Source organism: Streptomyces sp. NBC_00358, from assembly GCF_036099295.1.
Lineage (GTDB): Bacteria > Actinomycetota > Actinomycetes > Streptomycetales > Streptomycetaceae > Streptomyces.
Genome location: NZ_CP107976.1, coordinates 1013445 through 1028340 on the forward strand (window position 1 = coordinate 1013445; position 14896 = coordinate 1028340).

At 71.2% G+C, this 14896-nt stretch carries 8 protein-coding genes; 2 read left to right on the forward strand and 6 right to left on the reverse strand.

From position 1 onward, the window contains the following. The first annotated feature begins 21 nt into the window (after positions 1-21). On the forward strand, positions 22-1779 hold the full coding sequence (locus tag OHT01_RS04220) for a SulP family inorganic anion transporter (RefSeq protein WP_328551749.1): 1758 nt from the start codon (positions 22-24) through the stop codon (positions 1777-1779). On the opposite strand, the gene OHT01_RS04225 is transcribed toward OHT01_RS04220, so the two are convergent. After that, positions 1751-4216, reverse strand: coding sequence for a SpoIIE family protein phosphatase (locus OHT01_RS04225; protein ID WP_328551750.1), 2466 nt, complete (start codon positions 4214-4216; stop codon positions 1751-1753). The genes OHT01_RS04220 and OHT01_RS04225 overlap by 29 nt on opposite strands. A gap of 281 nt (positions 4217-4497) precedes the next feature. Between OHT01_RS04225 and OHT01_RS04230 the strand changes: the two genes are divergently transcribed. Next, positions 4498-6564, forward strand: coding sequence for a SpoIIE family protein phosphatase (locus OHT01_RS04230; protein ID WP_328551751.1), 2067 nt, complete (start codon positions 4498-4500; stop codon positions 6562-6564). Positions 6565-6569: 5 nt separating this feature from the next. On the opposite strand, the gene OHT01_RS04235 is transcribed toward OHT01_RS04230, so the two are convergent. The 5 genes from OHT01_RS04235 to OHT01_RS04255 form a co-directional block, all read right to left on the reverse strand. Next, positions 6570-7448, reverse strand: a complete 879-nt coding sequence (locus tag OHT01_RS04235) for a YhjD/YihY/BrkB family envelope integrity protein (protein ID WP_328551752.1) — start codon at positions 7446-7448, stop codon at positions 6570-6572. A gap of 271 nt (positions 7449-7719) precedes the next feature. Then, entirely contained in the window at positions 7720-9819 is a 2100-nt protein-coding gene (locus OHT01_RS04240) for a SpoIIE family protein phosphatase (protein ID WP_328551753.1), read from the reverse strand. Between the two features lie 148 nt (positions 9820-9967). After that, the gene (locus OHT01_RS04245; RefSeq protein WP_328551754.1) at positions 9968-11167 is read right to left on the reverse strand and encodes a glycoside hydrolase family 64 protein; all 1200 of its coding nucleotides are present in this window, start codon (positions 11165-11167) and stop codon (positions 9968-9970) included. Between the two features lie 80 nt (positions 11168-11247). After that, positions 11248-12525: a family 16 glycosylhydrolase gene (locus OHT01_RS04250; RefSeq protein ID WP_328551755.1), complete on the reverse strand. Its 1278-nt coding sequence runs from the start codon at positions 12523-12525 to the stop codon at positions 11248-11250. A gap of 322 nt (positions 12526-12847) precedes the next feature. Then, positions 12848-14611, reverse strand: a complete 1764-nt coding sequence (locus OHT01_RS04255) for a hypothetical protein (protein WP_328551756.1) — start codon at positions 14609-14611, stop codon at positions 12848-12850. Positions 14612-14896 lie beyond the last annotated feature (285 nt).

Consider the following 14896-nt stretch of genomic DNA (forward strand, 5'->3'; position numbering starts at 1 on the left):
GGACCTACCCGAAGGACAGCCGTGTCGAAGCACCCCGGCACCCCAGGCGGAGGGTGGCGCCGTGCTGTGCCGGGGGTCCCCGGCCTCGCGGTGCTCAGGGGATACCGGCGGGACTGGCTGCGCGGGGACCTGCTGGCCGGGGTCACCGTCGCGGCCTATCTGGTGCCCCAGGTCATGGCGTACGCCAGTGTCGCGGGACTGCCGCCCGTCGTGGGTCTGTGGGCCATCCTGCCCGCCATCGTGCTGTACGCCCTGCTGGGCTCGTCCCGGCTGCTGTCGGTGGGGCCCGAGTCGACGACGGCGCTGATGACCGCGACCGTCGTCGGGCCGCTCGCCGGCGGCGACCCCGCGCGCTACGCGGTGCTGGCCTCGGCGCTCGCGGTCGCGGTGGGCCTGATGTGTCTCGTGGCGTGGGCCGCCCGGCTGGGGTTCGTGGCCGATCTGCTCTCCCGGCCCGTGCTCATCGGGTATCTGGCGGGCGTGGCACTGATCATGATGGTGGATCAGCTCACCAAACTCACCGGTGTCCCGACGGACGGTTCGGAGTTCTTCCCGAAACTGGCGTCCTTCTTCGGCAACCTGGACCAGGCGCATCCCACCACGGTGATCTTCAGTGCCGTGACGTTGGTCTTCCTCTACCTGGCCACGCGTTTCCGCTGGAGCATCCCGGGGCCGCTGCTGGCGCTCGCCCTCGGCACCGCCGTGGTCGCGGCGTTCGACCTGCAGGACCACGGCCTCGATGTGATCGGGGAGATCCCGGCCGGGCTGCCCAGCCCGCGGCTGCCCGATCTGGGCAGCCTGCCCCAACTGCTGCTGCCCGCCGTCGGTGTCCTGCTGGTGGGCTACACCGACTTCATCCTGACCGCGCGCGCCTTCACGACCGACGACGGCGGTACGGAGCTGGACGCGAACCAGGAGTTGCTGGCCCTGGGCGCCGTGAACCTCGGCGCCGGCGCCCTTCAGGGGTTCCCGGTGAGCAGCAGCGCCAGCCGTACGGCACTCGCGCAGTCCACCGGCGCGCACAGCCAGGCGTACGGGCTCACGGCCGGGGTGTCCGTACTGGCGGTCCTGCTGTTCCTGAGTCCGCTGCTCACCAACACCCCCATGGCGGTCCTCGGGGCGCTGGTCGTGTACGCCGCGATCCGGATGATCGACCTGGCGGGCTTCCGGCGGCTGGCGTCCTTCCGGGCCCGGGAACTCCTGCTGGCCCTCGGCTGCCTCGTCGGAGTCCTCGCGCTCGACATCCTCTACGGGGTGCTGGTGGCCGTGGGTCTGTCGGTGGCCGAGTTGCTGAGCCGGGTGGCGCGCCCGCACGACGCGGTGCAGGGGCTGGTGCCGGGCATGGCGGGCATGCACGACATCGACGACTTCCCCGAGGCCCGGGTGATTCCCGGTCTGCTGGTCTACCGCTACGACTCCCCGCTGTTCTTCGCCAACGCGGAGGACTTCCGACGCAGTGCCCTGGGCGCGGTGGCCGAACAGGAGATCCCGGTGCGGTGGTTCGTCCTCAACGCGGAGGCCAACGTGGAGGTGGACATCACCGCGCTGGACTCGCTGGACGAGCTGCGCCAGGAACTCAACCGGCGGGGCATCGAGTTCGCGATGGCCCGGGTCAAGCAGGATCTGCGCGACGAGCTGGACGCGTACGGGCTGAGCGCGTCCGTCGGCGAGGACCGGATCTTCCCCACCCTGCCCACCGCGGTCGCCGCGTACCACTCCTGGTGCGGCGGCGAGGGTGGCGATCCCGGCTTCAGGGAATCTCCTGTTCGGCCCAGATGACCTTTCCCTCCGCCGTGTGGCGAGCCCCCCAGCGATGGGACAGCTGGGCCACGAGGAACAGGCCGCGACCGCCCTCGTCCGTGCTGCGGGCGTGCCTGAGTCGTGGGGCGGTGCTGCTGGAGTCGGAGACCTCGCAGGTCAGCCGGGTGTCGCAGAGCAGCCGTAGTCGAATGGGCGGTTCGGCGTAGCGGATCGCGTTGGTGACCAGTTCGCTCACGATGAGTTCGGTCGTCATGGTCAGTTCCCCGAGACCCCAGGATTCGACGAGGCTCGTGGCACGGGCCCGCAGGTCGGAGACGGCGGCCGGGTCCACGGGCACCTCCCACGAGACGACGTGGTCCTCTCCCAGGGTGTGCGTGCGCGCCAGGAGCAGGGCGATGTCGTCGGGCTGGGGCACGGGCACGAGCTGCCGTACGACGTCGGCACACAGCGCTTCGAGGTCGGGGTCCGACCGGGCGAGCAGTTCCCCGAGCCGGGCCATGCCGAGCTCCATGTCGTAGTGCCCGCCCTCGACCAGACCGTCAGTGTAGAGACCGATCAGGCTGTTCTCGGCGAGTTCGATCTCATGGCTCTCGAACGCCATCCCGCCGAGCCCGAGCGGGGGGCCGGCGGGGAGCTCGGGAAAGGTGACCTGTCCGTCGGGGGCGACGACGACGGGCGGCGGGTGTCCGGCCCGGGCCATCGTGCAGCGTCTGGTGACGGGGTCGTAGACGGCGTACAGGCAGGTCGCGCCGAGGAAGGACGCGGTCGTGCTCCGGTCGGCCTCCTGCTCGTGGGTGCGCTCCTCGCTCAGCCGGAGCACGAGGTCGTCCAGGTGGGCGAGCAGTTCGTCGGGGGGCATCTCCATGTCGGCGAGGGTCTGCACCGCGGTGCGCAGCCGGCCCATGGTCGCGGCCGCGGTGATGCCGTGGCCGACCACGTCGCCGACGACCAGGCCGACGCGGGCACCGGACAGCGGGATGACGTCGAACCAGTCACCGCCGACCCCGCCGCTCGGGTCCGCGGGCAGATAGGAGGAGGCGATCTCCAGGGCTGTCCCGCCCGTCAGGGCGTGCGGCAGCAGACTGCGCTGAAGGGTGACCGCGGCCGTGTGTTCGCGGGTGTAGCGGCGGGCGTTGTCGACGCACAGCGCCGCGCGTGCCACCACCTCGCGTGCCAGCAGGACGTCGTCCGGCTGGAACGAGACCGGATTGATGGACCGTACGAACGTGGTGAGGCCGAGGGCGGTGTTGCGTGCCCGCATCGGCACGGAGATGAGGGAGTGCAGCCCGTACCGGCGGATGCTCTCCGCTCGCTCGGGTTCCTCGGCGATCCACAGGTCGTCGTCCGGGTCGAGGACCTGGATGAGGACCGGCTCGCCGTTGGTGAGCAGGTGCACGTCGTGGGGCGGCGGGAGGAAGTCCGCCCGGTCCCCGATGCGGGCCACGGCCTCCGGGCAGCCCTCCCGTACGGAGCTCATGCCGGCGCGCCGCATCATCGGCTTGGCGGGGGCCGGTCCGGCGTCCGACAGCCAGGCTCCGAGCCCCTCGGTGCTCAGGACGGAATCCAGGAGGTCGACGATGACGAAGTCCGCGAAGCGGGGCACGGCGAAGTCCGCGAGCTCCTGTGCCGTCCGCATGACGTCGAGGGTCCTGCCGATGGTGGTCCCGGCTTCGTTCACCAGCGACAGGAGCTGCCGGGCGTTCCACCGCTCGGTGACGTCCAGGACCATGTAGCACACGCCGGTGTAGGAGTTGTCGACGCCGAGCAGCGGGAAGAACGAGGTGGAATAGGCGTGCCGGCGATGCGGGTCGGCCCAGCTCCATCCCAGGTACTCGTAGTCGATCACGGGCTCGCCGGTCGCCAGGACCTTGTGCATCAGTCCCTCGATGGTCTCCGACTGGAACCCCGGCAGCAGTTCGGGGAGCCGGCGCCCGAGCCGCTGCTCGCGGGGCACACCGCCCAGGTGTTCCAGGGTGTCGTTCATCCAGACGTAGCGCAGTTGGAGGTCCAGCACCGCCATGCCGACGGGCGAGCGGGTCAGGAATCCGTCGATGAAGTCCGGGCCCACCGTCCACTGCCGTCTCCGGTTCCGTGCCGAGAGCAGGAAGCACTCGCTCTCGCCCATGTGGAAGGACGCGGAGACGCGCAGGTCCACGTCGATGCGCCGGCCGTCGCGGTGGCGTACGGGGATGAGGCCGCTCCAGCCCATGCCGGCACGGCACCGCGCCGCGACACCGGCCACCCGGAGCGGGTCCCTGGGCAGCGCCAGCAGACGCGCGGCCGAGGTGCCGACCGTCTCGGCCGCCGGGTAGCCGAGGAGTGCTTCGGCGCCCCTGGTCCAGCTCAGCACGACGCCGTCGCCGGAGACCACCGCCGCCGCGTCCGTGGACGCGTCGAAGGGATCGCCCGGTCCATCGGACGCGGGCGCGTCGGAACCTTCCTGCGCAGAATCCATGAAGCTCTCATCCTTTACACGACCATGTTCCTGCTTGTCCGGCCGATGTGCACGGCCCGGCGGACGATCACGGGACCGGGGCGGACCGCACCGCCGGACACCGCACCGGAGCGGCACCGCGCGGCGTCCCACGTCTGCTCCTGAACATGCCAAGGCGCTGCTCTGGAGTGGGCATCGCCGGGGGCAGGGCGCAGCATGGAAGGGCCGGGGTCGGCACACGGATGCGTGACGTCGGCGACGGAGCCCGGCACACCGCGCCGGCCGGTGGAGGAGGGCCAGGGATGACAGCCGATTCCCCGCAGTCCGATCGTGGAGGCTTCGAGCCGGGGCCCATCCGGCCGACCGGTCTGCTGGACGTGCTGAGCGTCGGCGCGATGGTCCTCGACGTCGAGGGGCGCATCGTGTTCTGGACCCCGCAGGCCGAGGAGCTCATCGGCTACTCGGCGGAGGAGGCTCTCGGCAAGTACGCGGCGCGCCTGATCATCCACCCCGAGCACCTGCAGTCCGTCACCAAGCTGTTCGCCGACGTGCTCCAGACGGGGCGGAGTTGGGCCGGTGCCTTTCCGATCCGGCACAAGGACGGCAGCACCCGTCTGATGGAGTTCCGCAACATGCGGCTCCTGGACGACCGCGGGGAGGTCTACGCCCTCGGTATCGCCGCGGACCACACCCTGCTCCAGCGGGTGGAGACGGATCTGGCCCTGTGCGAGCAACTGATCAACCAGTCGCCGATAGGTCTGGCCCTGATGGACCCGGACCTGCGCTATCTCATGGTCAACCCGGCGCTGGAGCGCATCGACGGCATCCCGGCCGAGGACCACATCGGCCGTCATCTGCGCGAGACGCTGCCCTTTCCCGATGTGGACACCGTCGAGTCCGCGCTGCGCCAGGTGCTGACCACGGGCACACCCCTGCTCGACCAGTACCACGTGGGCCGTCCCCCGGTCGATCCCGAGCACGAGCATGCCTGGTCGCTGTCCTTCTACCGGCTGGAGGACGCGGGCGGGCGGGTGCTGGGCGCGGCCGCCTCGGTCGTCGACGTCACCGAGCGCCATCGCGCGGCCGCCGAGGCCGACCGGGCAAGGCGGCGCCTCGCGCTCATCGCCAGCGCCTCCACGCGGGTCGGCACCACGCTGGAGGTGGAGCAGACCGCTCGTGAACTGGCCGAGATCGCGGCCCCCGAACTGGCCGACGTGGTCGCCGTGGACGTCCTCGACTCCGTCCTGTCCTGCCGTCGCAAGCGCAGACCGGACAACGGGCCGGAGTTCTTCCGCGCGCTCGCGCTCAAGGCGTCCCATCCCACCGTGGCGCTGCGCGCGGCCGACCCGCCCGGTGACCTGGCGGCGTACGACGGTGACCGGATGGTGACCCTGTGCGTCCACACCGGCAGGCCGGTCCTGGTGCGGCACGTCGGGGAACACGATCTGCCCCGCATCGCCCGCGACGCCGAGGGGACGGCGCTGCTGGCACGGGCCGGTGTCCACTCGTATCTCGCGGTTCCGCTGATCGCGCACGGTGAGGTGCTCGGCGCGCTCGACCTCAAGCGCACCCGCAATCCGCTCCCTTTCGACGACGACGACGTCGTCCTGGCGACCGAGCTGGCCGCCCGTGCCGCCGTGGCCATCGACAACGCCCGGTGGTTCCAGAGCGTGCGCAACACGGCCGTCACCCTCCAGCGCAGCCTGCTGCCCGAGCATCCACCGCATCTCACCGGTCTGGAGGTGGCCTCCCGCTATCAGCCCGCGCAGGCCACCAGTGAGGTCGGCGGCGACTGGTACGACGTGATCCCGCTGGCCGGCGACCGCACCGCGCTGGTGGTCGGTGACGTCATGGGCAACGGCATCGACGCGGCCGCCACCATGGGCCGGCTGCGCACCGCCACCTGTGCCTACGCCGACCTCGACCTCGACCCCGGTGATGTGCTCCAGCACCTGGACAAGATCACGTGCGACCTGGAGCACTACATCGTCACCTGTATCTACGCCGTCTACGACCCCCACAGCAGGAAGTGCCGCATCGCCAACGCCGGACACATGCCGCCCGCGCTGGCCCGCCCCGACGCCGCCCCCAGACTGCTGGACCTGCCGTCGGGCGCCCCCCTCGGCGTCGGCGGCGTCCCCTTCGAGACCACCGAGGTCGAACTCGAACCCGACGACGTCCTGGTCCTCTACACGGACGGTCTGGTCGAGACCCGGCTGCATCCCATCGACGACCGTCTGAACGTGCTCCTCACCTTCCTCGACGAACCCCGTCGGCCGCTGGAGGAGATCTGCGACCTCCTGCTGTACGGCCTGCGCAACTCCGACGACCACGACGACGTCGCCCTGCTCGTCGCCCGCGCGACGTAGGAGCCCTACGGCTTCTTCGCGTCCTTGGTGCGGCGGTGGGAGGAGACTTGTTCGCGGGTGGTCCGCCAGCGCGACCGGGCCTGATCGACCACGCTGTCCCACTGACGGCGGACCTCGTCGTCGGAGGGTCGGTCGCCTCCTCGGATCCGGGTGAACTCGTCGCGCATCTCGCGCCCGAGGGCCGCGGACGCGACGATGACGAACATGGCGGCGAAGAGCGCCGAGATCATCGCGAAGACGGCGCCCACGGCTCCGTAGCGTGCGGCGTAGGAGTTGAACAGCCGCGGAAGGTAGACGGTCGCGCCCACCGAGTAGAGCGCGGTCAGGATCCCCGCCGTGATGCCGAACGGCAGCAGGTCGCGCCAGGGGATCCGCTTCGCCGACAGGTCCCAGCCGCTCCAGACGAGGAAGACGACACTCACCGGGATCTCGCACACCGAGGCCACCACCCCCAGCTTGCTCCCGCCGAGGACCGCGTGGAGCCAGCCGGTGGCCGCCGCGTAGCCGCCGAGCCCGAGGATCCACCACAGGCCGTTCCTCGTGTTGCGGACGCTGAGCGGGGCCAGTTGCCAGGTCTGCTCGAACAGTCGCTGCGCCGCGCGCGAGAAGCTCAGCACGGAGATGATCAGGAACACGCCGCCGAAGACACCCACGCTCGCGGTGGTGCCCTCGGCGGGGGCGAGCAGGGACCTGACCGCCTCGGCGCCCTGGCCGGTGAGTCCGTAGCGCTGGATGATGCGCTCGGCGGCGTCGTAGTCGGAGAAGCTGCTCAGCACGGCGCCGCAGAGGATCGTGAGCGGGATCAGCGCGGTGAGCGCACTGGATGCCAGGGCCATCGAGCGGTCGAAGCCCACGATCTTCTGGAACCGGTTGATGACCCGCAACGCGAAGGCGGGACGCAGCCAGAACGTCAGCGTTCTGACGAGGCGCTCGCGATTGATCCCCGCCGTCCTGTCCTCCGAATGTCCGGGCCCGGTCTGGCGCTGCGAGCGTAACGAAGGCCGTCCGGGCGGAGATGGACGACACGGCGGGGCGGGGGCGTCCGGGCGGGCGATCCGTGTCAGGCCACCCGGTCGGCCGCTACCGTGGGTAACCTGGCCGAGCGGGCCGTTCGGTCGGCCGGTCGCCACGGGTGCCGGCCGGTGGTCCGCGCGCTCAGAAGTCGTCCTCGGAGAGGGCGACCTCCGCCCAGATCGTCTTGCCGCGTGCCTCGGGCCGGGTCCCCCAGCGCCGGCTGACCTGCCAGGTGAGGTACAGGCCCCGGCCGCCCTCGTCGACCTCCTCGGCGTGCCGCAGGTGGGGCGCGGTACTGCTGTCGTCGGTCACCTCGCAGACGATCGCGGACCCGTCGAGGATGAGGCGCACGTCGATGGGACCGTCCGAGTACCGGACCGCGTTGGTGACGAGTTCGCTGACCACCAGCGTGGTGGTGAAGGCGTGCTGCTCCAGGCCCCAGTCCGCCAGCGCGCTCTCGGTGCGGGCGCGCGCGTCGGCCACGGACGCGGGGTGGTTGGGCAGCGTCCACGACGCGACCTGGGCCGGTCCGAGGACGCGGGTACGGGCCAGCAGCAGGACGGCGTCGTTCTCCACCTGTTCCGGCGTGAGCTGGTACAGCACCTCGTCGCAGATCTCCTGCAGCGGCCGGTCGGCCGGCAGCAGCGCGTCGCTGATGCGGGCCAACTGCTCCTGGGGGTCGTCCGAGACGGCACGCAGCATGGCGGTGTTGGACAGCAGGAGGATGCTGCCCTCGGCGAGTTCGAACTCGGCGGTGCCGTACTTCGCCAGACCACGGCCGAGCGACGGTCCCGCGGGCACCATGGCGTACTCGACGGTGCCGTCGGGCACGGCCACCACCGGAGGCGGATGCCCGGCACTCGCGACGGCGCAGCGGCGGGTGACGGGGCTGTAGACGAGGTAGAGGCAGGTGGTGTCCTCCGGGCCGTCGTCGTCGGCCATGGGGTCCAGCCGGTCGGGCCGTTCTCCGCGCAGGCGCGTCACCAGGGCGTGCAGCCGTTCCAGGACCTCGTCGGGAGCCAGGTCGAGGACGGCGAGCGCGCTGATCGCGGCCCTCACCTCGCCCATCGTGGCGGCGGCCCGCAGACCCCGGCCCGCCGTGTCGCCCGTCACCAGGGCCACCCTCGCTCCGGACAGCGGGATCACGTCGAACCAGTCCCCGCCCGCGCCGAGCGGGCAGTAGCTGTAGGCGGTCTCCACCGCGGCATGGCCGTGGACCCGGGCCGGCCGGAGACTGAGCTGGAGGATGCGGGCGGCGGATCGCTCCCTGGTGTAGAGCCGGGCGTTGTCCAGACACAGGGCCACGCGATCGGCGAGTTCGGCGGCGAGCGCGAGTTCGCCCTCGTCGAAGCCGTGCGGCGTGCGGTCCCGGTAGCAGTGCGCCACCCCGATCACGGAACCGCGGGCGGCCAGCGGCAGCACGAGCAGCGAGTGGGCCCCGCCTTCGATCATGCGGCGCCCCCGTACCGGTTCCCTGCGCAGCCAGTCCGCGTCCGGGCTCAGCTGCTCGATCCTGCGGGGCGCGAGGTCGGACAGGCACTGGGAGAAGGGGGTCGCCGACGACAGGCCGATCGCCTCACCGATGGAGGGAAGGTACTGCTCGGCGCCCGGAGCGACGGAACGACGGCCCGTGCACCGCAGGGCCCCGTACTCCATGACGGTGCCCGGCGCGGAGACCTCGCCCCGCAGGACGGAGTCCAGGACCTCGATCACCACCGTGTCGGCGAGCGCGGGCACCACCTCGTCGGCGAACTCCTGCGCCGTACGGAAGATGTCCAGCGTCGTACCGATGCGCCCGCTCGCCCGCTCCAGCAGGGCGAGCCGCGCCGCCGCCCGTTTGCGCTCGGTGATGTCCACGACCGCGGTCGCCAGCCCGAGGACGCCGCCGGCCGCGTCCTCCAGCCGGAAGCAGGAGACCGACAGGACGATCTCGGGCTGGTCGGGCCTCAGATGGCCGCGCACCTCGACATCCAGCGCCGGCACCCCGGTGTCCAGCACCTCCAGCACGGTCGACTCGTAGTTTCCCGTGTAGAAGTCACCGGCCCATTCCCTGGGGTGCCGGCCCAGTGCCTCCTCCAGGGCGAACGCCTGGACGTAGCGGGCCGCCGTGTTGAACCGCACCAGGCGAAGCTGCGTGTCGAGGACATGCAGGCCAACGGTCGACTCGGAGAAGAGCGCCCCGAGCACAGCCTCGTCCAGCTCCGACCCCGGTCGGCCATGTCCGCCCAGCGATGCATCCATGACACTTCCGTAGACCGTTACCCGCCTATACATTCCGGTTTGCCAGAGTTCCACCATATTCGCTCATCGGCGGCGCGCGACCCGGGAGCCGGCGGCCGTCGCTCCGGCGCGCTGCCCGAGCACCCGTGACGGGCAGCGCGCCGGAACCCTAGAACGGCGTCAGGGTCACGCGGATCGCCGTGGGCGCGGTGTCCTGGATGTAGGAGGCGAAGTCGGCGACGTCGTCGAAGGCGAAGCCGTAGGCCTTGCCGTCCTCGGTGGCCGCGTGAATGGCCTTGGAGTAGTGGTTGGTGAGGTCGGTCCGGTAGAAGTCGGCCGCAGAGGTGGTCGGTTGGGCCGGGTTGCTGAGCAGCGTGGAGCGGTTGAACCCGGCCCCGAGCACCGCGGCCACCGGGCCGGTCGTGCCGTCGTTGGGGGCGGCCAGCGTTCCGTCGCAGAAGAGGACGTCACGGGTGGAGGGCTTGGCGAACGAGACGGAGGCGGGTCCGTCGAACGTGAACCGGTCCGCGCGCACCCGGCCGGTGAACGTGCCCGCGTTGGTGGTGACGGTCAGGTCCTTGCCCGTGTACGTGCTCCACACCTCGTCGATGTACGGGGCGAAGTAGTCCTTGGCGAACAGACCGGAGTCGAGGCCGTGCCCGGGGGCGATGACGCGGAGGTCGTCCACCACCAGGGGCGCGAAGTCCTCGATCTGCTTCACCGCGGCGAAGGCGGCGGCCCGTCCGCCGTCACGGACCGTTCCGGTGGTCTGCACCTTGTCACCGCTCAGCCGGATGCTCATGGGCACGCTGAACATGTCGACCATGGTCGTGTTGCAGAACATGCCGGCGGCGTTGTGCGTGAACTCGGCGCAGTCGTGCAGCACCTTGAAGCTGGGGTCGGAGGTGACCCAGCCGGCCGGGTACTGGAGGGCCGCGTTGCCGTTTCCGTCCTTGACCGCCTTGAACTTCAGCTTCTCGCCCAGCGCCACATAGATGCGTCCGGACATGTACGGGAGGCTGAGCTGCGTCTCTCCGCTCCCGGCCAGCGTGAGCGCGTAGTCGGTGAACCCGTCCGCGCCGTTGTCCGAGAGCGCGATCGGCGCCAGGGTGCCGTCCTGGGTGACCCGGACCTGCTGGCCGTCCTGGTTGCCGACGATGTACACGTACACCGACTGGTTGCCGAACGAGCCGCTGTTGTTGACGATCGTCAGCGGGAGCGAGCCCGCGGCCGCCTTGGTGGCGGCGTCCGTCGTTCCCGCCATGGCGTACGGCGCGATCGCCGCGATGGCGGGCGCGGCCACGGCCGCGCCGCCGAGAGCGAACAGCACCTTGCGGCGGGACAGGTTGCGCTGGTGACGAGGCGTCATGTGACGTGTGCTCCTTGGTGCTTGTGCCTCGGGGAGGCGGTGGGGGGAGGTAGGGCTGAGGAACTCGTGGGGTCGGCGGGTCAGCCGAGGGTCCACTTCTGGTTGGCGGTTCCGCCGCAGGTCCAGATCTGCAGACGGGTGCCGTCGGCCGAGGAGCCGTCCTTGGCGTCGAGGCACTTGCCCGAGCCGGTGTTCGTCAGATCGCCGGCGGAGGTCAGGGTCCACTGCTGCGCCTTCGTGCCGTTGCAGCCGTAGAGCTGAACCGGCGCTCCGTTGTCCGTGGAGGCGGCGCGTACGTCGAGGCACTTGCCCAGGGCTCGTACGGTGCCGTCGCCGCTCACGGTCCACTTCTGGGCGTCGGCCCCGTTGCAGCCGTGGAGCTGGATCGGCGTCTCGTCGGCGCTGGAGGCACCCGCCACGTCGACGCACATGCCGCCGATGCCCTTGATGGCGCCTGTGGTGCCGGTCCCGGTGGTGGGCTGGGCGGTGTCGGCGCTGGTGACCCGTACGTAGTCGACGGTCATGGTCTGCGGGAAGGACGTGCCGGAATCCGGGCTGCCGGGCCAGTCACCCCCGACGGCGAGGTTCAGGATGGCGAAGAACGGGTGGTCGTAGACCCACTTGTTGCCGTTCACGTCGGCCGGTGTGCGGGTCTCGTACTTCTGCCCGTCCACGGACCAGGTGATGGCTGTGGGGCTCCAGTCGACGGCGAAGACGTGGAAGTCGTCCGCGAAGGCCTTGCCGCCGGGCAGGGTGTACGCGGCACCGATACCGCCCGCGCCGGAGTATCCCGGGCCGTGGATGGTGCCGTGCACGGTGCCGGGTTCCTTGCCGACGTTCTCCATGACGTCGATCTCGCCGCTGTTCGGCCAGCCCGCGCTGTCCAGGTTGTCGCCCAGCATCCAGAAGGCCGGCCAGACACCCTGCCCGCGCGGCACCTTGATGCGCGCCTCGAACCTCCCGTACGCCTGGGTGAAGGTCCGTGCGGTGTTGAGCCGGGCCGAGGTGTACTGGCAGGTGCCGTTCCAGCACTGGAGTCCGCTGTCGCCGTTCTTGCGCGCGGTGATCACCAGGTGGCCGTCGCCGTCGAGGGCGGCGTTGTCCGGACTCTTCGTGTAGTACTGCAGCTCGTGATTGCCGTTGCCCGAACCACCGGTCTCCAGCGTCCACTTGGCGGTGCTCGGCGCGCTTCCGGCGGCTCCGTCGAATTCGTCGGACCAGGTCTGCACGGCGGAAGCGGCATGGGCCCGGTTCACGGCGGGACCCGTGGTGGTGAAGAGGACGCCACCGGCGACGCCTGTGGCGAGCAGCAACGCCAGCCCTCCGAGGGACCATCGACGTGCGCGATGAGCAGCCATGGCTGAACACACCTTGTCTGTGGGGAGGTTGAACCCGTGCTCCGGCCCGAACTCGCTGTTCGGGCGACGAGGACGCATCGATGAGAGCGCTCTCGTGCCAGCGGTGGACGGCACCGGTGGGCCCCGATGCTACGCACGAGTTGTTGAGAGTCCAACTGACGTCCGAGTACACCAAATGGCTCTGAGCTGGGGTTACTTGCGGAAGCACAGGGTGCCCAGGGTTACTTAAGACGCGTTTAACCCGCACTTAAGAAGGCGCGTTCCGCTTCCGCGGCGCCATCCGCCCGGTCTGTCGTGGATCCGCCCGATCGGCCACCCGAGTTCAGTTCACTTCCGGCCGGCGGCGCTCGCCCCCCGTTCCGGACCAGCGGTACACGAACGTCGGGAAGTCCTCACCCGTCTCTCGTCTCCAGGCCGGTACGACCGTGTCCCGGTGCTCCGCGAGGGCCTGGGCGAAGGCGGCCACGCAGCGGACGTGGACGTCCGACCTGTCGGTACGTCGGGTGAGAGCCAGCAGGGAGCGCAGGGCGAGGACCGCGTCGTCGGTACGGCCGTCGGCCAGGTGGGCATCGGCCGCCGCCCCGAGTGTGCGGGCGAGACCGATATGGGTGCCCCCGAGGTCGGCGGCGTGGCGGCCGGTCCCGGCAGCCTCCGAGGCCTCCGAGGCTGCCGCCAGGATGCTCTCCGACTCCTCGTAGCAGGCCACAGCCGCCCCGAGGTCGCCGTTGCGGCGGAGGGCACGGCCGAGCAGACGGAGACGGCGGGCTGTCAGGGCGTGGTGGGCGAGCCAGTCGGACTCGGCCAGGCGGCGGGTGAGGGCGACCGCCTCCCGGGCGTCCCCGATGGCGCCGTCGAGGTCCCCGTCGTCCCCCCGCAGACGGCTCAGGTTCGCCAGCATCCGGGCGAGCCTCGGCTCATGGGCGGCGGGGTCCAGGTCCGCGGCGCGTCGCTGCGCCGCCACGCCACGCTCACTCGCCCGCAGCGCCGAGGAACGGTCGCCCGAAGCGTCCTGGCAGTCGGCCAGCCGCTCAAGACAAGCGGCCAGGAGCGGGTCGTAGACGTCGGGCCGCTGGGCCGCGAGGGCGGCGCACAGGTCGACCGCTTCCCGGCGCGCACCCAACTCGGCCGCCGACTCGCCCAGTTCACCGAGCTCGTCGGCAAGACAGTCGAGCGCCGTGATCAGCGACGGCTCCCCCGCCCCCCGGTCCCGGCCTGCCAGGTTCCGGGCCTCGGCGACGGCTTCCTCCGCGGTCGTCCGCGCCGCCGGCAGGTCTCCGGTGGCCTCCAGGCAACGGGCCAGGTCCGTGAGAAGCCGTACCCGCGAAGACCGTGCGGTGTCGGGCAAGGCCCACAGGATCATCGGGTCCGTGGCGTCCCTCGCCTCCCGCCCGACGGACAGCGCCTCCTCGTACCGGCCTGACGCCCGCAATCGGCTGGTCAGTTCACCCAGTACGAGCACCCGCAGCAGCGCCACGCGACCCAGTTCCCCTGTCGACACAGTCCGCAGCAGCCCGGCGCACTCCTCGTAGGCGGCCACGGACTCCTCGGAGCGGTCCAGGGCGGCCAACACCATTGCGTACGTGCGCAACGCCCTCGGCAGACCGCCGAGGGCACGATCCCGGCGTGCGGGAAGAAGCCGGCGGTAGGCGGCCACGCACTCCTCCGCCGGGCCGAGCGCGTCGTCCGGTCGGGCCAGTTCGAACCGCGCCTGCGCCTGGAGAAGAAGCAGGAACGCCCGCTGCGCCGGCGACCACCGCGCGCCCGGTACGGCCATTGCCGCGTCCAACGCCGTGCGGGACTCCTCGCTGCGGCCGACGAGCTGCAGCGCGTGGCCGTGCAGGACCAGACTGCGGGCCAGGTCGTCCCGGTGTCGCGGCCGGGGGGCCGCCGTCTCGACGAGCGCCCGGCACACGGCCACCGCCTCCTCGGCCCAGGCCAGCCGTCGTTGCGGCGACGGAGGCCGCAACAGCACCCTGTAGGGGACGACGCAGCGCATCAGCGCGGCGCCGTGCAGCCGCCGCCCCGAACGTGTGTTCAACCGGGCCGCCGCCCGGGACAGCGGCAGCAGTGTGCGCACCAGACCCATCAGTGCCTCCCCCGCGGGATCCTCAACCAGAGGACGCCCGAGCGCCCGGACCGGTTGCCCGGGCAGCGTGGACTCCGGAACATCCGGTGAGCACCGGCGCGTTGACCGGCGGAGGTCCGGGGGAACGCGAACGGAGGCTGTCGCCCCATCGGCCGCCTTGGGGTGGGCGGCGTGACGGCTCGGGGCGACAGCCTCCGTGTACGTACTACTTCAGGCCGTAGGCGCGGATCACCTCCTGGGTGATCCGGTTGCCCGCGTCGTCCCAGCCCTCGGCCTTGAGCGACA